The organism is Blastococcus sp. SYSU D00813 (genome assembly GCF_054050735.1).
Genome location: NZ_JBJGZX010000005.1, coordinates 102,220 through 120,907 on the forward strand (window position 1 = coordinate 102,220; position 18,688 = coordinate 120,907).

17 protein-coding genes and 4 tRNA genes are annotated in these 18,688 nt (G+C 73.3%); 17 read left to right on the top strand and 4 right to left on the bottom strand.

The window, feature by feature from the left end:
• Positions 1-7: 7 nt before the first annotated feature.
• The 4 genes from ACI8AX_RS05245 to ACI8AX_RS05260 all read left to right on the top strand — a co-directional run bounded on the left by ACI8AX_RS05245 (position 8) and on the right by ACI8AX_RS05260 (position 5,576).
• Positions 8-1,672, top strand: coding sequence for an NADH-quinone oxidoreductase subunit M (locus ACI8AX_RS05245; RefSeq protein WP_456548741.1), 1,665 nt, complete (start codon positions 8-10; stop codon positions 1,670-1,672).
• Entirely contained in the window at positions 1,672-3,231 is a 1,560-nt protein-coding gene (nuoN, locus tag ACI8AX_RS05250; protein WP_456548742.1) for an NADH-quinone oxidoreductase subunit NuoN, read from the top strand. The genes ACI8AX_RS05245 and nuoN overlap by 1 nt, the downstream gene beginning before the upstream one ends.
• Positions 3,231-4,286, top strand: a complete 1,056-nt coding sequence (locus tag ACI8AX_RS05255; RefSeq protein ID WP_456548743.1) for a polyprenyl synthetase family protein — start codon at positions 3,231-3,233, stop codon at positions 4,284-4,286. The genes nuoN and ACI8AX_RS05255 overlap by 1 nt, the downstream gene beginning before the upstream one ends.
• 90 nt (positions 4,287-4,376) lie before the next feature.
• A complete protein-coding gene (locus tag ACI8AX_RS05260) occupies positions 4,377-5,576 on the top strand; it encodes a PQQ-dependent sugar dehydrogenase (protein ID WP_456548744.1) in 1,200 nt (399 codons plus the stop codon).
• A gap of 57 nt (positions 5,577-5,633) precedes the next feature.
• Here ACI8AX_RS05260 and ACI8AX_RS05265 read toward each other — a convergent pair whose 3' ends face one another.
• On the bottom strand, positions 5,634-6,725 hold the full coding sequence (locus ACI8AX_RS05265) for a 2-oxoacid:ferredoxin oxidoreductase subunit beta (protein WP_456548745.1): 1,092 nt from the start codon (positions 6,723-6,725) through the stop codon (positions 5,634-5,636).
• The gene (locus ACI8AX_RS05270) at positions 6,722-8,665 is read right to left on the bottom strand and encodes a 2-oxoacid:acceptor oxidoreductase subunit alpha (protein WP_456548746.1); all 1,944 of its coding nucleotides are present in this window, start codon (positions 8,663-8,665) and stop codon (positions 6,722-6,724) included. The genes ACI8AX_RS05265 and ACI8AX_RS05270 overlap by 4 nt, the downstream gene beginning before the upstream one ends.
• A 245-nt stretch (positions 8,666-8,910) precedes the next feature.
• On the opposite strand from ACI8AX_RS05270, the gene htpX reads away from it, so the two are divergent.
• Both htpX and ACI8AX_RS05280 read left to right on the top strand, forming a co-directional pair.
• The gene (htpX, locus tag ACI8AX_RS05275) at positions 8,911-9,789 is read left to right on the top strand and encodes a zinc metalloprotease HtpX (RefSeq protein WP_456548747.1); all 879 of its coding nucleotides are present in this window, start codon (positions 8,911-8,913) and stop codon (positions 9,787-9,789) included.
• A gap of 62 nt (positions 9,790-9,851) precedes the next feature.
• The gene (locus ACI8AX_RS05280) at positions 9,852-10,628 is read left to right on the top strand and encodes an SGNH/GDSL hydrolase family protein (RefSeq protein WP_456548748.1); all 777 of its coding nucleotides are present in this window, start codon (positions 9,852-9,854) and stop codon (positions 10,626-10,628) included.
• Positions 10,629-10,679: 51 nt separating this feature from the next.
• Here ACI8AX_RS05280 and ACI8AX_RS05285 read toward each other — a convergent pair whose 3' ends face one another.
• Positions 10,680-11,171, bottom strand: a complete 492-nt coding sequence (locus ACI8AX_RS05285) for a YajQ family cyclic di-GMP-binding protein (protein WP_456548749.1) — start codon at positions 11,169-11,171, stop codon at positions 10,680-10,682.
• A gap of 90 nt (positions 11,172-11,261) precedes the next feature.
• Here ACI8AX_RS05285 and ACI8AX_RS05290 point away from each other — a divergent pair.
• Positions 11,262-11,343: transfer RNA gene (locus ACI8AX_RS05290), tRNA-Tyr, on the top strand.
• 49 nt (positions 11,344-11,392) lie between these two features.
• Here ACI8AX_RS05290 and ACI8AX_RS05295 read toward each other — a convergent pair.
• The gene (locus tag ACI8AX_RS05295; protein WP_456548750.1) at positions 11,393-11,830 is read right to left on the bottom strand and encodes a pilus assembly protein TadG-related protein; all 438 of its coding nucleotides are present in this window, start codon (positions 11,828-11,830) and stop codon (positions 11,393-11,395) included.
• A 615-nt stretch (positions 11,831-12,445) separates the two neighbouring features.
• On the opposite strand from ACI8AX_RS05295, the gene ACI8AX_RS05300 reads away from it, so the two are divergent.
• The 10 genes from ACI8AX_RS05300 (at position 12,446) to rplK (ending at position 18,643) form a co-directional block, all read left to right on the top strand.
• The gene (locus ACI8AX_RS05300) at positions 12,446-14,947 is read left to right on the top strand and encodes an EAL domain-containing protein (RefSeq protein WP_456548751.1); all 2,502 of its coding nucleotides are present in this window, start codon (positions 12,446-12,448) and stop codon (positions 14,945-14,947) included.
• Between the two features lie 68 nt (positions 14,948-15,015).
• A tRNA-Thr gene (locus ACI8AX_RS05305) sits at positions 15,016-15,088 on the top strand.
• Between the two features lie 31 nt (positions 15,089-15,119).
• Positions 15,120-15,193 (top strand) — tRNA-Met (locus tag ACI8AX_RS05310).
• Between the two features lie 97 nt (positions 15,194-15,290).
• A complete protein-coding gene (rpmG, locus tag ACI8AX_RS05315) occupies positions 15,291-15,455 on the top strand; it encodes a 50S ribosomal protein L33 (protein WP_456548752.1) in 165 nt (54 codons plus the stop codon).
• 39 nt (positions 15,456-15,494) lie between these two features.
• Entirely contained in the window at positions 15,495-15,941 is a 447-nt protein-coding gene (locus ACI8AX_RS05320; RefSeq protein WP_456548753.1) for an FAS1-like dehydratase domain-containing protein, read from the top strand.
• A complete protein-coding gene (locus tag ACI8AX_RS05325) occupies positions 15,938-16,366 on the top strand; it encodes a MaoC/PaaZ C-terminal domain-containing protein (RefSeq protein WP_456548754.1) in 429 nt (142 codons plus the stop codon). Before ACI8AX_RS05320 ends, ACI8AX_RS05325 begins: the two co-directional genes overlap by 4 nt.
• Positions 16,367-16,526: 160 nt before the next feature.
• Positions 16,527-16,599: transfer RNA gene (locus tag ACI8AX_RS05330), tRNA-Trp, on the top strand.
• Between the two features lie 121 nt (positions 16,600-16,720).
• Positions 16,721-17,242 (top strand): preprotein translocase subunit SecE, encoded by a 522-nt coding sequence (secE, locus tag ACI8AX_RS05335; RefSeq protein WP_456548755.1) that lies wholly within the window; start codon positions 16,721-16,723, stop codon positions 17,240-17,242.
• Between the two features lie 45 nt (positions 17,243-17,287).
• A complete protein-coding gene (nusG, locus tag ACI8AX_RS05340; protein WP_456548756.1) occupies positions 17,288-18,169 on the top strand; it encodes a transcription termination/antitermination protein NusG in 882 nt (293 codons plus the stop codon).
• Positions 18,170-18,211: 42 nt separating this feature from the next.
• The gene (gene rplK, locus ACI8AX_RS05345) at positions 18,212-18,643 is read left to right on the top strand and encodes a 50S ribosomal protein L11 (RefSeq protein WP_409328723.1); all 432 of its coding nucleotides are present in this window, start codon (positions 18,212-18,214) and stop codon (positions 18,641-18,643) included.
• Positions 18,644-18,688: the final 45 nt, after the last annotated feature.

The following is an 18,688-nucleotide window of genomic DNA, read 5'->3' on the forward strand; positions in this document are numbered from 1 at the left end:
CACGCTCGTGGATGACTTCCCGTTCCTGCTGCTGATGATCCTGGTGCCCGCGGTGGGCGCCGCGGTCGTCGCGGCCCTGCCGCGCGGCCGGGAGCTGCTGGCCAAGCAGGTCTCCCTCGGCGTCAGCCTCGTCGTGCTGCTGCTCGCGGTGCTCGCGACCGCGGCCTTCGACACCGGCGGCGACCGCTTCCAGCTGACCACCTCGGTCTCCTGGATCGAGGACTTCGGCGTCTCCTTCGCCCTCGGCGTCGACGGCATCGCCCTGGTGATGCTGCTGCTGATCGGCGTCCTGGTGCCCGTCGTCATCGGCGCGTCGTGGGCCGACGAGCCGGTGGGCACCCGCTCGATGAACGTCTTCTTCGCCTGGATCCTGCTGCTCGAGGCGATGATGGTCGGCGTCTTCGCCGCGACCGACGTGTTCCTCTTCTACGTCTTCTTCGAGGCGATGCTCGTCCCGATGTACTTCCTGATCGGCAGCTTCGGCGGGCCGCGACGGCAGTACGCGGCGGTCAAGTTCTTCCTCTACAGCCTGGTCGGCGGGCTGGTCATGCTCGCCGCCGTCATCGGCCTGTACGTGGTCAGCGCGCAGCAGGGCGAGGGCAGCTTCGCCTTCGAGGTGCTCAACGCCATCGACATCGACCCCGACGTGCAGAAGCTGCTGTTCCTGGGCTTCTTCGTCGCCTTCGCGATCAAGGCGCCGCTGGTGCCGCTGCACACCTGGCTGCCCGACGCCGGTGCCGAGGCGCCGATCGGCGGTGCGGTGCTGCTCGTCGGCGTCCTCGACAAGGTCGGCACCTACGGGTTCCTGCGCTACTGCCTTCCGCTGTTCCCCGACGCCTCCCGCGACCTCGCGCCGTACGTGCTCGTGCTCGCCGTCGCCGGGGTGCTGTACGCGGCGCTGCTGGCGATGGGGCAGACCGACATGAAGCGGCTGGTGTCCTACACCTCGGTCGCCCACTTCGGCTTCATCGCGCTGGGCATCTTCGCCTTCACCACCGAGGCCGGCACCGGCGCGGTGCTGTACATGGTCAACCACGGCATCGCGACCGGGCTGCTCTTCCTGGTGGTCGGCATGCTGATCGCCCGCGGCGGCTCCCGGCGGATCGCCGACTACGGCGGGGTCGCGGCGCAGGCACCGGTCCTGGCCGGGGTCTTCCTCGTGGCCGGCCTGGCCTCGCTCGCCCTGCCGGGCACGAACAGCTTCGTCAGCGAGTTCCTCGTGCTGATCGGCTCGTTCCCGAGCCGGCCGGTGTTCACGATCCTGGCGACCGTCGGGATCATCCTCGCCGCGCTCTACGTGCTGCTCATGTACCAGCGGACCATGCACGGCCCGGCCCGCGGGCTGATGGACGGGCGCGGCCTGGACGACGGCGCCGCCGGGCCGGCCGGTGCCGTCCCGGCCGGGGACGGCGGTGCGACGACGGCGACGGCGACCGCGGCGCCTCCTGCGGCGCCTCCCGCGGCGCGGCGGTTCCCCGACCTCAGCCGGCGGGAGGTCGCCGTGGCCGCGCCGCTGGTGGCGCTGGTCGTCGTCCTGGGCGTCTACCCGCAGCCGCTCATCGACCTGATCGAGCCCGCCGTCTCCGCCACCGTCTCCGACGTGGGCGGGGACGCCGGGGGAGTCGTGCCCGAGGTGGGCACCGGCGGTGCCGAGACGGAGGCGGGGAACTGATGATCGAGGCACCGGACCTCTCGCTCGCGGCCCTCGCGCCGCTGCTGTTCGTCTTCGGCGCGGCCTGCATCGGCGTCCTCGTCGAGGCCTTCGCGCCGCGGGAGTCGCGCCACCCGGTCCAGGTGGCCCTGGCGCTGGTCGGCACCGTGGGCGGGCTGGTCAGCGCGATCCTGCTGGCCGCCGGCCGCGACCTCGCCGGCGACGGGGCCGAGGTGACCGCCGGCGGCGCGCTGGCCGTCGACGGCGCCGGCGTCTTCCTGCAGGCGACCATCGCCGGGCTCGGGGCGCTGTCGGTCCTGCTCTTCGCCGAGCGGTCGCTCGACCCCGCGAGGTCGTCGTTCGTGGCCGCGGCCGCCGTCCCGGCCGGCAGCGTGCGCGACCGGGAGCTGCTGACCGCGCCCCGCGTGCAGACCGAGGTCTACCCGCTGGCCACCTTCGCCATCGGCGGCATGATGCTGTTCGTCGCGGCCAACGACCTGCTGGTCATGTTCGTCGCGCTCGAGGTGCTCAGCCTCCCGCTGTACCTGATCAGCGGCCTGGCCCGGCGCCGGCGGCTGCTGTCGCAGGAGGCCGCGGTCAAGTACTTCCTGCTCGGCGCCTTCGCCTCCGCCTTCTTCCTGTACGGCCTCGCGCTCGTCTACGGCGCCACCGGCAGCGTCCGGCTGTCCACCATCTCCGAGACGGTCACCGCCGACGGCAACGACGTCCTGCTCGTGCTGGGCCTGGCCCTGCTGCTGGTCGGCCTGATGTTCAAGGCCAGCGTCGCGCCCTTCCACACCTGGACGCCGGACGTCTACCAGGGAGCCCCCACGCCGGTGACGGCGTTCATGGCCGCCTGCACCAAGGTCGCGGCCTTCGGGGCGATCCTGCGGCTGCTCTACGTCGGGTTCGGCACCGACGAGTGGACCTGGCGGCCGCTGGTCTACGGCATCGCCATCGTCTCGATGGTCGTGGGCGCGGTCCTCGGGCTCACCCAGACCGACCTCAAGCGGATGCTCGCCTACTCCTCGATCGCGCACGCGGGCTTCCTGCTCACCGGTGTCATCGGGTTCGACGCGACCGGCGACAGCCCGGGCCTGTCCGCGACGGTCTTCTACCTGCTCGTCTACGGCCTGACGACGCTGGGCGCCTTCGCCGTCCTGACGATGGTCCGGGACGGCGACGGCGAGGCCACCCACCTCTCCTCCTGGGCGGGCCTGGCCCAGCGCTCGCCCCTCGTCGCGGCCGTGATGACGCTGTTCCTGCTCGCGCTCGCCGGCATCCCGCTCACCAGCGGCTTCACCGGCAAGTTCGCGGTGTTCCGGGCGGCCATCGACGACGGCGCCTGGCCGCTGGCCGTCGTCGCGCTGCTGGCCAGCGCCGTGGCGGCCTTCTTCTACCTGCGGGTCGTCGTGCTCATGTACTTCTCCGAGCCCGCGGCCGAGGGCCCCACGGTCGGCGTGCCGGGGCTGCCCACGACGATCGTGCTGGCGGTCACCGCCGCGGCCACCCTCGTCCTGGGGATCGTGCCCGGGGCGGTGCTCGACCTCGCAGGCCAGGCGGCTAGATTCGTCGGTTGATGACCGGAGCCCGCGCCGCCGACGCCACCGCGCCCGTCCAGGTGTGGCACCGCGCGTCCACCCCGGCGTCCACGATCGGCGCCTGGCTCCCCGAGGGGGCCCTGGGCGTCGCCCTCGCCGAGGGCCTCGCCCGGGTCGAGGCGGCGCTGACGTCGTCCGTCGACAGCCCGCACCCGTTCGTGCGCGAGGCCGCCGCCCACCTGATGGCCGCCGGAGGCAAGCGCTTCCGGCCGATGCTGGCGCTGCTGGCCGCCCAGCTCGGCGACCCGGGGGCGCCGGGGGTCACCCAGTCGGCGGTGGTCTGCGAGCTGACCCACCTGGCCACGCTGTACCACGACGACGTCATGGACGAGGCCGCCGTCCGCCGCGGGGCCCCGAGCGCCAACACCCGCTGGACGAACAGCGTCGCCATCCTCACCGGCGACTTCCTCTTCGCCCGCGCCTCCGACCTGCTGGCCGACCTTGGCCCCGAGGCCGTCCGCATCCAGGCGCGGACCTTCGAGCGCCTGGTCACCGGCCAGATCCGGGAGACCGTGGGCCCGGCGCCCGGGGACGACCCGGTCGGCCACTACCTCGAGGTCCTCGCCGACAAGACCGGGTCGCTGGTGGCCACCGCCGCCCGGTTCGGCGCCTCCTTCGCCGGCGTCGACGCCGCCCTGGTGGAGTCGCTGACCGCCTTCGGCGAGGAGGTCGGCGTCGCCTTCCAGATCTCCGACGACCTCATCGACATCGTGAGCGAGGTCGGCGCGTCCGGGAAGGCGCCGGGCACCGACCTCCGCGAGGGCATCGCCACGCTGCCGGTGCTCTTCGCCCTGGCCGGGGACGACCCCGCCGAGGACCGGCTCCGCGAGCTCGTCGCCGCGCCCCTGACCGACGACGCCGAGCACGCCGAGGCGCTGGCCCTGCTGCGCGCGTCGGCCTCGCTCGAGCGCGCCACCGGGGTGCTCCGCGAGTACGCCGACCGGGCACGGGCCCGCCTGGTCGAGGTGCCCGAGGGCGAGGTGCGCGAGGCGCTGTCCGCGCTCTGCGACTACGTCGTCACCCGCACCAGCTGACGGAGGACCCTCGTGCTCCCCACCGCTCGCAGGCTCGCGGCGGGCCCCTGCACGAGGGCCGGCATCGCGCGCCCCACCACCCGCAGGCTCGTGGCGGGGCCCTGCATCGCGGCCGTGGTCCTGCTGCTCGGCGCGTGCAGCAGCGACGGCGACGGCGACCTGCCCGGCCGGGAGGGCGAGTCGACGGCCGCCGAGGTGCCCGACCCGGCGGAGCCCGCCGGTCCCGGCGTCCCGGCCCTGCGGGTCGAGACGGTCCTCGACGGCCTCGACCACCCGTGGGACGTCGCGCAGGCGCCCGACGGCACCCTCGTCCTGGACGAGCGTGACGGCGGCCTCACCGCGGTGCGGCCCGGCGGCCAGGTGGTCGAGGTCGCCGCCGACCTCGACGACCTCTACGCGCAGGGGGAGACCGGGCTCATGGGGCTGGTCCTCGACCCCGCGTTCGAGCAGAACCGGCGGCTCTACACCTGCCAGGGCGTCGAGGAGGACGGCGGCGCGGAGATCCAGGTGGTCGCGTGGACGGTCGACCCGTCCTGGACCGCGGCCACCCGCGTCGCCGACCCGCTGGTGGGCGGCATCCCCGCGAACGAGGACTCCGGCCGGCACGGCGGCTGCCGGCTGCGCTTCGACCCCGAGGGGGCGCTGCTGGTCGGCACCGGCGACAACGCCGTCGGCAGCTACCCGCAGGACCTCGCCGTCCTCGGCGGGAAGGTGCTGCGGGTCGACCCCGCCACCGGGGCGGCCTGGCCGGGCAACCCGTTCGCCGGGCGGCCGGACGCCTCCCCGCTGGTCTGGACCTACGGGCACCGCAACGTGCAGGGCCTGGCCGTGCGCCCGGGGTCCGGGCAGGTGTGGGCGGTGGAGCAGGGCACCGACCGCGACGACGAGGTGACCCTGCTGTCGCCGGGAGCCAACGGCGGCTACGACCCCGACGGCGGCGGGAGCTACGACGAGAGCGTCCCGATGACCGACCCGGAGCTGCCGGGCGTCGTCCTCGCGGCGTGGGCCTCCGGCGACCCCACCATCGCCACCTCGGGGGGCACGTTCCTCTCGGGCGCCCCGTGGGGCGCCTACGACGGCCTGCTCGTGGTGGGGGTGCAGAAGGACACCGGCCTGCTGGCGCTGCGCCTGGACGAGGAGGGTGCCCTGCTCGAGCAGTTCCGCGTCCCGGAGCTCGAGGACGTCTTCGGCCGCCTCCGGACGCCGCAGCTGGGCCGCGACGGCGCTCTCTACGTCACGACCGACAACGGCGACGGCGAGGACCGGCTCCTGCGCGTCACCCCGGCCTAGGAGCACGCAGGGCCGGCCCCCCGAGGGGGACCGGCCCTGCGTGGGGCGCCGGGACGCTCAGGCGCTGACGGTCCAGGTGTCGCCGCCGGCGAGGATCGCGTCGAGGTCGGCGGTGCCCTGGGCCGCGGCGGTGTCGAGCTGCTCGCTCATCATCCGGTCGTACGTCGGCTTCTGCACCGACCGGAAGACGCCCATCGGCGTGTAGCGCAGGTCCTGGCTGGAGAGCCGGGACAGGGCGAACGCGTAGGCCGGGTCGGTCCGGTGCGCGTCGTGGACGACGATGTCCTCGGTGCGGACCTGGTTGGTCTCGGCGATCCGCAGGCCGCCGAAGTCGTCGCGGACGACGCAGGAGGCGCCCTCGGGCCCGAAGACCAGCGGCTGGCCGTGGACCAGCGGGATCGACCACTGCACGCCCGTGGCCGGGTCCTTGAGCAGGTCGAACGCGCCGTCGTTGAAGATGTTGCAGTTCTGGTAGATCTCCACCAGCGCGGTGCCCTGGTGCTCGGCCGCCTGGCGGAGCACGTCGGTCAGCCCCTTGCGGTCGGAGTCCATGGCCCGGCCGACGAAGGTCGCCTCGGCGCCGATGGCCAGCGAGATCGGGTTGAACGGGTGGTCCAGCGAGCCCATCGGGGTGGACTTGGTGACCTTGCCGACCTCGGAGGTGGGCGAGTACTGGCCCTTGGTCAGCCCGTAGATCCGGTTGTTGAACAGCAGGATCTTGATGTTGACGTTGCGGCGCAGCGCGTGGATCAGGTGGTTGCCGCCGATCGACAGCGAGTCGCCGTCACCGGTGACGACCCACACGGACAGGTCGGGGCGCGAGGCGGCCAGGCCCGTGGCGATCGCCGGCGCGCGGCCGTGGATCGAGTGCATCCCGTAGGTGTTCATGTAGTACGGGAAACGGGACGAGCAGCCGATGCCGGACACGATGACCATGTCCTCGCGGGCGATGCCCAGGGAGGGCAGGAAGCTCTGGACCGCGTTGAGGATGACGTAGTCACCGCACCCGGGGCACCAGCGGACCTCCTGGTCGGTCTTGAAGTCCTTGGCCTTGAGCGCGGTCTGCTTCTCGCCGTTGGTCGCCACCGAGGAGGAGATGGCGTCGGCGATGGGGCCCTCGAGGGGCATGCCGAGGTCGATGGTGCTCACTGGGTGCCTCCGGTGCTGGCCGAGGGGACGGCCGAGGGAGTGGTGGAGTCGATGACGTCCTGCACCACGGCGGCGAGCTCGGCGGCCCGGAAGGGCAGCCCGCGCACCTGGGTGTGGCTCTGGACGTCGACGAGGTACTTGGCGCGCAGCAGGAGCGCGAGCTGGCCGAGGTTCATCTCGGGGCAGATCACGCGGTCGTAGCGGGCCAGCACCTCGCCCAGGTCGGCCGGGAAGGGGTTGAGGTGCCGCAGGTGGATCTGCGCGACCTTGCGCCCCGACCGCCGCACCCGCCGGCACGCGGCGCCGATCGGCCCGTAGGTCGAGCCCCAGCCGATGACGGCGACGGTCGCGTCGCCGTCGGGGTCGTCGACGTCGGTGGGCGGGATCGTCGCGGCGATGCCGTCGATCTTCGCCTGGCGGGTGCGGGTCATGAAGTCGTGGTTGGCCGGGTCGTAGGAGATGTTGCCGGTGCGGTCGGCCTTCTCCAGGCCGCCGACCCGGTGCTGCATCCCCGCCGTCCCCGGGATCGCCCACGGGCGCGCCAGGGTCTCCGGGTCGCGCAGGTAGGGCAGGAACTCGCCGTCCTCGCCGTTGGGCTGCGTGGCGAACTCGACCCGCAGGTCGGGCAGGTCGGCGCTGTCGGGCACCGCCCACGGCTCGGCGCCGTTGGCCAGGTAGCCGTCGGACAGCAGGATCACCGGCGTGCGGTAGGCCAGCGCGATCCGCGCCGCCTCGATCGCCGCGTCGAAGCAGTCGCCGGGGGAGCGCGGCGCGATCACCGGCAGCGGGGCCTCGCCGTTGCGGCCGAACATCGACTGGAGCAGGTCCGACTGCTCGGTCTTGGTCGGCAGACCCGTCGACGGGCCGCCGCGCTGGACGTCGACGACGACCAGCGGCAGCTCGATCATCACCGCCAGCCCGATGGCCTCGGACTTGAGCGACACACCCGGGCCCGACGTCGTGGTGACGCCGAGCGCCCCGCCGAAGGAGGCGCCGATGGCCGACGCGACACCGGCGATCTCGTCCTCGGCCTGGAAGGTCCGCACGCCGAAGGCCTTGTGCTTGGACAGCTCGTGGAGGATGTCCGACGCCGGCGTGATCGGGTACGCCCCGAGGAACAGCGGCAGCCCCGACCGCTGACCGGCGGCGACCAGGCCCAGCGAGAGCGCCTGGTTGCCGGAGATGTTGCGGTACTTGCCCGGAGCCATCGGGGCGGGCTTGATCTCGTAGGAGACCGCGAACGCCTCGGTGGTCTCGCCGTAGTTGTAGCCGGCGCGGAAGGCGGCGATGTTGGCCGCGGCGATCTCGGGCTTCCGGCGGAACTGACGCTCGAGGAACTTGATCGTGCCCTCGGTGGGCCGGTGGTACATCCACGACAGCAGGCCGAGGGTGAACATGTTCTTGCTCCGCTCGGCCTCCTTCTTGCCCAGGCCGGAGTCGGCGAGCGCGTCGAGCGTCATGGACGTCAGCGGGACGCTGACGGTCTGCCAGCCCTCGAGCGAGCCGTCCTCGATCGGGTTCGTCGCGTAGCCGACCTTCGCGAGGTTGCGCGGCGTGAACTCGTCGGAGTCGAGGATCAGCAGCCCGCCGCCGGGCAGGTCGGCCAGGTTGGCCTTCAGCGCCGCCGGGTTCATCGCCACGAGGACGTCGGGGGCGTCGCCCGGCGTCATGATGTCGTGGTCGGCGAAGTGCAGCTGGAAGGAGCTGACACCCGGCAGGGTCCCCGTGGGCGCCCGGATCTCGGCGGGGAAGTTGGGCAGCGTCGACAGGTCGTTGCCGAAGGACGCGGTCTCGCTGGTGAAGCGGTTGCCGGTCAGCTGCATGCCGTCGCCGGAGTCCCCGGCGAGCCGGATCACCACGCGGTCGAGTTCGACGACGCTCTTCACGAGGCCGCCGGGGGCGGAGCTGCCCGCAGTGACAGCCGGGTCGGTTGCAGTCATGAGTGGTCTACCTCCACCGGGCGAGGTTACGTGTGCGTGAAGAGAGAGGAGTGTGGAATCGCACACTCTGCCCGAGCGTCATCACGCATGGCGAGATCCTGTCACGTGAAACGAGACAACGGGAGCCCTGCCCCCATTCTATGCGCAGATATCCTCGGGGGACAGGGTTCCGTCGCACTGCCGGATCGGTACGCACCCGTCCGCCCCTGGGGAACGGCGCTCCCCGGGCCGGCGTTGACCGGGACGTGCGCCGCTGGAACAACGCCCTGAAGACGGCCCTGCTGCTGGGCCTCATGGGCGGGCTCATCCTCACCGCGGGCGCGGTCGTCGGCGGCCGGGGCGGCCTGGCGATCGCCCTGGTGGTCGCGCTCGGCGTCAACGGCTTCGCGTACTTCAACTCGGACAAGCTGGCGCTGCGCGCGATGCGGGCGTTCCCGGTGACGGAGACGCAGGCGCCGCAGCTCTACGCCATCGTGCGCGACCTGGCCACCGAGGCCCGCCAGCCCGTGCCGCGCCTGTACGTCAGCCCGACCGACCAGCCGAACGCCTTCGCGACCGGCCGCAACCCGCGCAACGCCGCGGTCTGCTGCACCCAGGGCATCCTCGAGCTCCTCGACCGCCGCGAGCTGCGCGGCGTCCTCGCCCACGAGCTGTCGCACGTCTACAACCGCGACATCCTCATCAGCTCGGTGGCCGGGGCCATGGCGACGGTGATCACCTACCTGGCCCACATGGCGATGTTCGCCTCGCTGTTCGGCGGCCGGGCCGACGACGACCGAGGCGGCGGCAACGCCCTCGGCGCCCTGCTGCTGGTCTTCCTCGGTCCCGTCGCGGCCGGGCTGGTGCAGATGGCCGTCAGCCGCAGCCGGGAGTACCAGGCCGACGCCACCGGCGCGGACCTGTCGCAGGACCCGCTGGCGCTGGCCTCCGCCCTCCGCAAGATCGAGCGCGGCGCCGGCGCCCGTCCGCTGCCGCAGGACGACCGGCTGGTCACCCAGAGCCACCTGATGATCGCCAACCCGTTCCGCGGCCAGGGACTGGCCTCGATGTTCTCGACCCACCCGCCGATGGCCCAGCGGATCGCGCGGCTCGAGGAGATGGCCCGGGAGCGGGGCCAGCTCTAGCCGTCGGCCCCTCCTGCTCCCGGGGCGGCCTACGCTCCGGGGCCGGACGACGGGAGGGCGCAGTGCGGTTCGTGGCGGTCGGGGACAGCTTCACCGAGGGGGTCGGCGACGAGCTGGCCGACGGCGCCGTCCGGGGGTGGGCCGACCTCGTCGCCGGCGGGCTGGCGGCCGCGACCGGGGAGGCCGTCGACTACGCCAACCTCGCCGTCCGCGGTCGGCTGCTGGAGCCGATCGTGACCGAGCAGGTCCCCGCGGCGCTCGCCCTGGACCCGCCGCCCACGCTGCTGACGTTCAACGGCGGCGGCAACGACGTCATGCGGCCCGGTGTCGACCCGGCGCGGCTGCTCGCCCTCACCGAGCAGGCGATCCGCCGGGTCCTCGAGGCGGGGGTGCGGCTGGTGCTGGTCAGCGGCGCCGACCCCTCCGACCGGCTGCCCCTCGGGCGGACGGTGCGCCGCCGGGCGGCGCAGCTGACCGGCGGGCTCGCGGAGCTGGCGGCGCGGCACGGGGTGACCTTCGTGGACGCGTTCGCCGACACCGAGCTCCACCGCGGCGTCTACTGGTCGGCCGACCGGCTGCACCTCGGGCCGGCCGGACACCGGCGGGTCGCCTCGCTGGTGCTGGCGGCGCTCGGCCACGACGTCGCCGCATCCGCGGTGGACCCCGCGCCCGAGGCGCCGCGCCGGGCGCTGGCCGAGGCCCGCTACTACCGGGAGCACGTGCTCCCGTGGGTCGGCCGGCACCTGCGCGGCCGGTCCTCGGGCGACCTGCGCACCGGCAAGCACCTGGACTGGGTGGCGGTCACGCCGGTGCCGGCCGACGCCGCGCCGCTGTCCTGAGCGGCGGCCCCGCACGCCTGCCGGAGCAGGGGCGCGGGGGCGCCCGGTCGCTCAGCGGTAGTTGTCGAACTGCAGGGCGACGTCGAGGTCGGCGCCGCGCAGCAGCTGCTGGACCGCCTGGAGGTCGTCGCGCTTCTTGCCGCTGACCCGCAGCTGGTCGCCCTGGATCTGCGCCTGGACGCCCTTGGGGCCCTCGTCCCGGATCAGCTTGGCGATCTTCTTGGCGACGTCGGACTCGATCCCCTGCTTGATGCGGGCGGAGATCTTGTACTGCTTGCCGGAGGACTGCGGCTCACCGGCGTCGAGCGACTTCAGCGAGATGTTCCGCTTGATCAGCTTCTCCTTGAACACCTCCAGAGCGGCGCTCACCCGCTCCTCGGTGTCGGCGGTGAGGGTGACCCCCTCCTCGCCGGCCCACGCGATGGAGGCGTTGGTGCCCCGGAAGTCGAACCGCTGGGACAGCTCCTTGCCCGCCTGGTTGAGCGCGTTGTCGACCTCCTGGCGGTCGACCTTGCTGACGACGTCGAAGGACGAGTCGGCCACGTCCCCTCCTCCCTCCAGTGGCCGGCGGCCCGCCGGGAGGACCCGGCGGACGGGCCCGGCCCGTCTTGTACCCTCTTCCCGTACCACCACGGCGGGTTGCCCGAGTGGCCAATGGGAGCGGACTGTAAATCCGTCGGCTTAGCCTACGAAGGTTCGAATCCTTCACCCGCCACAGGTACGAGAACGGCCCCCGGCCCTCCGGCCGGGGGCCGTTCGGCGTCTCAGGGGACGGTCGGGGCCCGGGCGGCGGCGACGGCGGTGCGCTCCAGCGGCCGACCGCCGAGGAACAGCCAGCCGAAGGCGATCTCGACGTGCCGGGTGCAGCGCACCGTGACCTCCACGCCGTCGGTCTCCGCCGACCAGGAGTCCAGCGTCTCCCCACCGGCGGCCAGGGAGTCGGCCACGGCGGCCTGCGCCCCCGCCCGCGTGAGCGGCAGCGTGCCGCCCTCGACACCGGTCGCGTAGACGGCCGCCTCGTCGGCCCGGTTGGCCGCGGCCAGCGCCGCGGCGTCGCAGACGGACTGCACGGACTGCTGCTCGAGGAAGGCGTCCGAGGCGGCCACCGCGCCCAGTGCCATGAGGGCGGCCACCAGCCAGCAGACCAGCACGAGCGGCAGGGACGACCCGCGTTCGGACGCCGACCCACCAGTCTCCTGCACGGCGGGGAGCGTAGGTCGCCGTCCACGTCCTGTGGATCCCACTGGGGACGGATGTGGACGGCGGGCCGGCGCACCCGGCAGCCCGCGGAGGCTCCTGTGGACGGAGCACCAGATCCCAAGGACCCCGTTCGTCACACGAATGGGTGACGGATCCAGGAAGTCGCGTGACACACCGTGACGACATAACGGCCCGTCACGCTGTCGTGATTGTCGGTGCTTGCCCCGGACGAGTGACGGGAAGCAATGTCCCGGGTGCGGTCCGTACACCGACTGACGCTCTGTCCCCGCGCCCCGGGTGCCAGCCCGCATCGAAGAGAGCAGTTCTTCATGCCTGAGGAGGCGTCATGAACACGCAGCGCGCAGTCCGTACCGGTCGTGGGTTCACCTGGGGTCGTGGGTTCACCTGGGGTCGCGGCTTCACCTGGGGACGCTGAGCCGGCCGACTCCTCGAGGGGGATCCGGGAGGGTGGTGGCCGGCGGCCGTGCCGACCACCCCTTCCGGGGTGTATGACGTACCGGATGGTCCGCCGGCGCTGTTAGCGTCGGCGCGCTTCGTCCCTCCTCACGAGTCAGGTGCCGGTGACTACTCCCGAGGAAGTGCGGGCGCGCCTCGGGGTGCCACTCCCACCGGCCGCGATCGCCCTGCTCGGCGGCCTCGTCGCCGCCGTGGTCGCCCTCCTGGTGTTCCCGCACGTGCCCGCGACCTTCTCGCTGGTGCCGTTCCTGGTGGTGACGGTCGCGCTGGTCATCGCGGAGGTCATCCAGCTCCGCATCGACTTCCGCCGGCACACCGTGCGCTGGTCGGTCAGCGAACTGGGCCTGGCCGTGGCGCTCGTCGAGCTCGGCGGCACGTGGGTCGCCGTCGCCCGCGTCCTCGCGCTGGGCATCGCCTACCTCCTGCGGCCCTACGCGCCGGCGAAGGCCGCCTACAACCTGGCCATCGCCGTCGTGGAGTCCGCCGCCGCCGTGGCGCTCCTGGCGCTGCTGCCCTCCGCCGCGCTGACCGCACCCGCGGCGTGGATCTCGCTGATCGTCGCCGTGCTGGTCGCCGACGTCGTCGCCGGCGCGATGGTCGCCGCCGCCATCCGGCTCAGCGGCGGGCGCCCAGGCTGGCCGTTCTGGCAGGAGAACCTCCTGCCGATGGTGTTGGTCGGCCCGTTCGCCGTCTCCGTCGCCGTCGTCGCGATGCTGCTCGTCCCGCTGACCGCCTGGGCCGCGGTCCTGATGCTGCCGATCGCGGTCGCCGTCGTCCTGCTGGTGCGCCGCTTCGCCGCGGTGAGCCGCGAGCGGCGCAGCGTCGAGCAGGTCTACGACTTCGCCCGGCGCGTGGAGGGGCTCAGCCCCGACGACGAGGGCACCCGTGAGATGGTGGCCGCGGTACGCGAGCTGCTGAACGCCGAGCGGGTGGCGCTGTGGCTGCCGCCGTACCTCGACCAGGAGCCGCGGCTCGTGGTGGACGCCGAGGACGGGGTGGGCTGGTACGACGGCCCGGGCGACCCGGAGGACCTGGTCCGCCGGCGCGCCGTGGCCCCCGGCTCCTCGGGGCCGGTCCTGCTCGCCGCCGCCCGGGCCGACGACGCCGAGCTGGCCGCCCTCGCCCGCCGCGGTGCCCGCGAGGTGCTGGGCGCCCCTGTCGCCACCGCCGCGGGCGAGCCGGGCTACCTGGAGGTGTGCGACCGCCGCAGCGACCTGGTGAGCTTCGCCGACGACGAGCGGGCCGCCCTGGACTCGATGCTCACGCACGTCAACGCGGCCATCCGGCAGCAGCAGCTGCTGACCCAGATCCGCTACGACGCCGACCACGACCGGCTGACCGGGCTGCCCAACCGCCAGCGGCTGGTGGCCGAGATCGACGAGCTGCTCGCCGGGGACCCGGTGTCCACCCGGGCCGGGCTGATCCTGGCCTCGCTGGACAACCACACCGAGATCGTCGACACGCTGGGCCACGCGGCCAGCGACGAGCTGCTGCTGGTGACGGCGGGGCTGCTGCGCGAGCACGCACCGCCGCAGGCGGTGCTCGCGCGCATGGAGGGGGACCAGTTCGCCGTCCTGCTGCCGGGCCTCTCGCTGGCCGCCACCGAGCGGGCCGCGCGCCGGCTGCGCGAGGCGACCTCGACCCGCGCCCGGGTCGCCGGGCTCGACCTCGAGGTCACGCTCACCATCGGCGTCGCCGCGGCGCCCGTGCACGGCACCGACTCGGGGACGCTCATGCAGCGGGCCGACGTCGCGCTGCTGGCCGGCGCCCCGGGCAAGGGCGTCGCCAGCTACCACCCGGTGCTCGACCAGCAGAGCCTGCGCCGCCTGCAGCTGGGCACCGAGCTCGAGCAGGCGATGGCCGAGGGACAGATCAGCGTCGTCTTCCAGCCCATCATCGACGCCCGCACCTCCGACATCGTGTCCGTGGAGACGCTGGTGCGGTGGGCCCACCCGCGCTACGGCGCCGTCGCCCCCGACGAGTTCATCCACCTGGCCGAGCAGATCGGCCGGATCGGCCCGCTGACCGACCACGTGCTCGACCTCGCGCTGGCCCGCTGCCGGCGGTGGCTCGACCAGGACATCGCGCTGTCGGTCGCGGTGAACCTCTCCGCCCGCTGCCTGACCGAGCCGGACCTGGTCGAGCGGGTCGCCCGCGCGCTGCGCCGGCACGGCGTGCCGGGGGAGCTGCTGACCCTGGAGCTGACCGAGGGCAGCGTGGTCGACGACTCGGTGCGCAGCAGCACCGTCCTGGCCGACCTGCACGCGCTGGGCCTGCGGCTGTCGATGGACGACTTCGGCACCGGCTACTCGTCGCTGTCCCAGCTGCGGCAGCTGCCGATCGACGAGGTCAAGATCGACAAGTCGTTCGTGCTCAGCATGTCGACCAGCCAGGGGGAGTCGTTCATCGCCCGCTCCATCATCGAGCTGGCGCACAACCTCGGGCTGCGGGTCGTCGCCGAGGGCGTGGAGGACGAGTTGACCCGCAACACGCTGGCCGACATGGGCTGCGACAAGCTCCAGGGGTTCCTCGTCAGCCGGCCGCTGCCCGACGACCGGCTGGAGAGCTGGCTGCTGGCCCGCGCCGGCGTCCGCTCGGCGGCCCCGGGGGCGACGCACCGGCGGCTGTTCGTCCGCGCCTGACACGCCCCGGCCCCCCGCCGACGGCGGCCCGCCGGCGTCGGGTACAGTTCTCGACGGCTCCGGCCACCGCCCCTTTAGCTCAGTCGGCAGAGCGTCTCCATGGTAAGGAGAAGGTCTACGGTTCGATTCCGTAAAGGGGCTCGTAGCACGATCAGGACCGCACGGTCCTCCCGGCGGTGTAGCTCAGCCTGGTAGAGCAAGCGGCTCATAATCGCTGTGTCACCGGTTCAAGTCCGGTCACCGCTACTCCTGACGGACCCCCTCCCGGGGTCCGTCGTCGTGTGGGCACCCCCGCCCGCACCCGGGTCCCGAGGGCCCGCCCGACAAGGCTGGGAGCGCACCCATGGCAGCCACCGACGTCCGTCCGAAGATCACCCTGGCCTGCCAGGAGTGCAAGAACCGGAACTACATCACCCGCAAGAACCGGCGCAACGACCCCGACCGGCTCGAGCTGAAGAAGTACTGCCCGCACGACCGCAAGCACACGATCCACCGCGAGACCCGCTGACGCGGTAGCCGCGGGGATCGCCGGGAGAGGGCGGGGAGCATGGCGCTGGACGCAGGACTGGTCGGGCGCAGCTACCCGCCCTCCGCCGTCTACGAGGTCGGCCGGGTCAAGATCGCCGAGTTCGCGGCCGCGCTGGGCTCCACCGACCCGGTGCACACCGACGTCGACGCCGCCCGGGCGGCCGGCCACCCCGACGTGATCGCCCCGCCGACGTTCGCGATCGCGCTGACGCTGTCGGCGGCCGGCGTCGTCGTCGAGGACCCCGACGTCGCCCTCGACTACAGCCGCGTGGTGCACGGCGAGCAGCGCTTCGTCCACCACCGTCCGATCCGGGCGGGGGACCGCCTGGTCGCCGTCCCCACCATCGAGGCGGTGCGCAGCGTGGCGGGCAACGACCTGCTGACCACGCGGGTCGACGTCACCACCGAGGACGGCGAGCCGGTCTGCTCGGCCACCTCGATGCTCGTCGCGCGGGGGACGGCGTGAGCGCGCGGGTGCGGGCCGCGGACGTCGCCGTCGGCACCGAGCTCCCCGAGCGGGTGTACCCGGTGACGCGCGCGGACCTGGTCCGCTACGCCGGCGCCTCCGGTGACCTCAACCCGATCCACTGGAGCGACCGGGTGGCCACGGCCGTCGGCCTGCCCGGGGTGATCGCCCACGGGATGCTGACGATGGGCCTGGCCGGCCGCGCGGTCACCGACTGGGCCGGCGACGCGGGCGCCCTGGTCGAGTACCAGGTGCGCTTCGGCCGCCCGGTGGTCGTGCCGGACGACGACACCGGCGCGGAGGTCACCGTCCGCGGTCGCGTCGCCGCCGTCCTGGAGGAGGGGCGGGTGCGGGTCGACCTCACGGTCACCAGCGGCGGGGAGAAGGTCCTCTCGCTGGCCCGGGCCGTCGTCCGCCTCGCCTGAACCCCGGGGTGTTCGCCCGGCGTCCGCCCGGTCCCGTACACTCGAGGTCCTGGGGTGTTCGACCCCGCCACCGGCGTGCCCCGGATCCCCTCGGGGACTCGGTGCCCGCACGAGGCGAGGCGCCCCCCGGGCCCAGCTCAGGGCAGCCGTCCCGGGCACTAGGGGTGTAGCTCAATTGGCAGAGCAGCGGTCTCCAAAACCGCAGGCTGCAGGTTCAAGTCCTGTCACCCCTGCCCGTGCCGCCGGCCTCGCCGGCGATCAGCACGCACGACCAGCACGCACGACCAGCACCACCGCACGACACCGGCCGCGGTCCCGCGGTCCGGGCTCCGACCACCAGGGCAGCGAGGCGCAGTGAGCGACGAGAAGCGCGGACGCGAGGACGACTCCCGCTCCGTCTCCGACGCGACCGACGAGCAGCTGGACCGCGAGGCCCCCGGGGTCGAGGACGCCGCCGAGCTGGAGGCCGCCGAGGACGCGGTCGCCGAGGAGGCCGAGTCCGAGGAGGACAAGGTCGTCCCGCGCTCCGCGCGCCGGCGGGGCGGCCGGATCACCGCCGCCTCCGACGACGAGGACGAGGACGACGACGAGCCGGTGGCCCGGCGCACCCCCCGTCCGGCGCGCGAGCGGGCCACGACCCGGCCGGCCGGGCGGGCGGCCGCCGGTCGCGCCCGCGGGCAGGAGGCCCGGCAGCGCCGCAGCCTGCGCCGCTTCCTCCGGGAGGTCGTCGCCGAGCTCCGCAAGGTCATCTGGCCGGGCCGCCGTGAGCTGATCACCTACACGACCGTCGTCATCGTCTTCGTGTCCTTCATGGTCGCGCTGGTGGCCGGCCTGGACCTCCTCTTCGCGCAGGGCGTGCTCGCCGTCTTCGGCTGACCACCGGCGCCACCCGCACACGACGACGCAAAGGAAGCAACCCCCGTGACCGAGCCCCGCGAGCCCTTCGAGACCGACAGCGCCGTCCCGTCCATCGACCTCGACGACGCCCGCGCCGACGAGTTCGGCAGCGTCGACCTCGAGACCGGCGCCGGCGAGACGGGCGCGGCCGAGGGCAGCGTCGACACCGTCGACCAGGACACCGCCACCGAGGTCGCCGACGAGGTGCCCGACGTCGAGAGCGGCGACCCCGACACCCTCGCCTCCGACCCGCTGGCCGTCCCGGCCGCCGAGGTCCCCGAGGAGGACGCCGACCCGGTCGAGGCCCTGCGCAACCGGCTGAAGAGCCAGTTCGGCGACTGGTACGTCATCCACTCCTACGCCGGCTACGAGAACAAGGTGAAGACCAACCTCGAGTCGCGCATCCAGTCGCTGGACATGGAGGACTACATCTTCCAGATCGAGGTGCCCACCGAGGAGGTCACCGAGATCAAGAACGGCAAGCGCACCCAGGTCAACCGGAAGAAGCTGCCCGGCTACCTGCTGGTCCGCATGGACCTCAACGACGAGTCCTGGGGCGCGGTCCGCAACACCCCCGGCGTCACCGGCTTCGTCGGCGCCACCTCCCGCCCCTCGCCGCTGTCGATCGACGAGGTCGTCACCCTGCTGGCCCCGCCGGCGGCGCCGGCCGCGGCCAAGGTGGCCGAGCCGGGCGTGACCGGCGGGACGGCCGCCGCCGCCGCGCCGGCCACCGTCGTCGACTTCGAGGTCGGCGAGTCGGTGACCGTCATGGACGGGCCGTTCGCGACCCTCCCGGCCACCATCAACGAGATCAACGCCGAGCAGCAGAAGCTCCAGGTGCTGGTCTCGATCTTCGGGCGCGAGACGCCCGTCGAGCTGTCGTTCACCCAGGTCAGCAAGATCTGACCCGGGTCCCCGGTACCTGACACACCAGAGAAGAAGGAAGCCATGCCTCCCCGGAAGCGGTTGACCGCGGTCATCAAGCTCCAGATCAACGCCGGTGCGGCGACCCCCGCGCCGCCCGTGGGTCCGGCGCTCGGCCAGCACGGCGTCAACATCATGGAGTTCTGCAAGGCGTACAACGCCGCCACGGAGTCGCAGCGCGGCAACGTGATCCCCGTCGAGATCTCGGTGTTCGAGGACCGCTCGTTCACCTTCGTCACCAAGACCCCGCCGGCGGCGCGCATGCTGCTCAAGGCGGCCGGTGTCGAGAAGGGGTCGGGCGAGCCGCACAAGACCAAGGTCGCCACCGTCACCCGCGACCAGGTCCGCGAGATCGCGCAGACCAAGATGGCCGACCTCAACGCCAACTCCCTCGACGAGGCCGAGAAGATCATCGCCGGCACCGCCCGGTCGATGGGCATCACCGTCCAGGGCTGACCCCTCTCGGGAGCCCCCGGACGACCCCGGACCCGCACGGGTCCG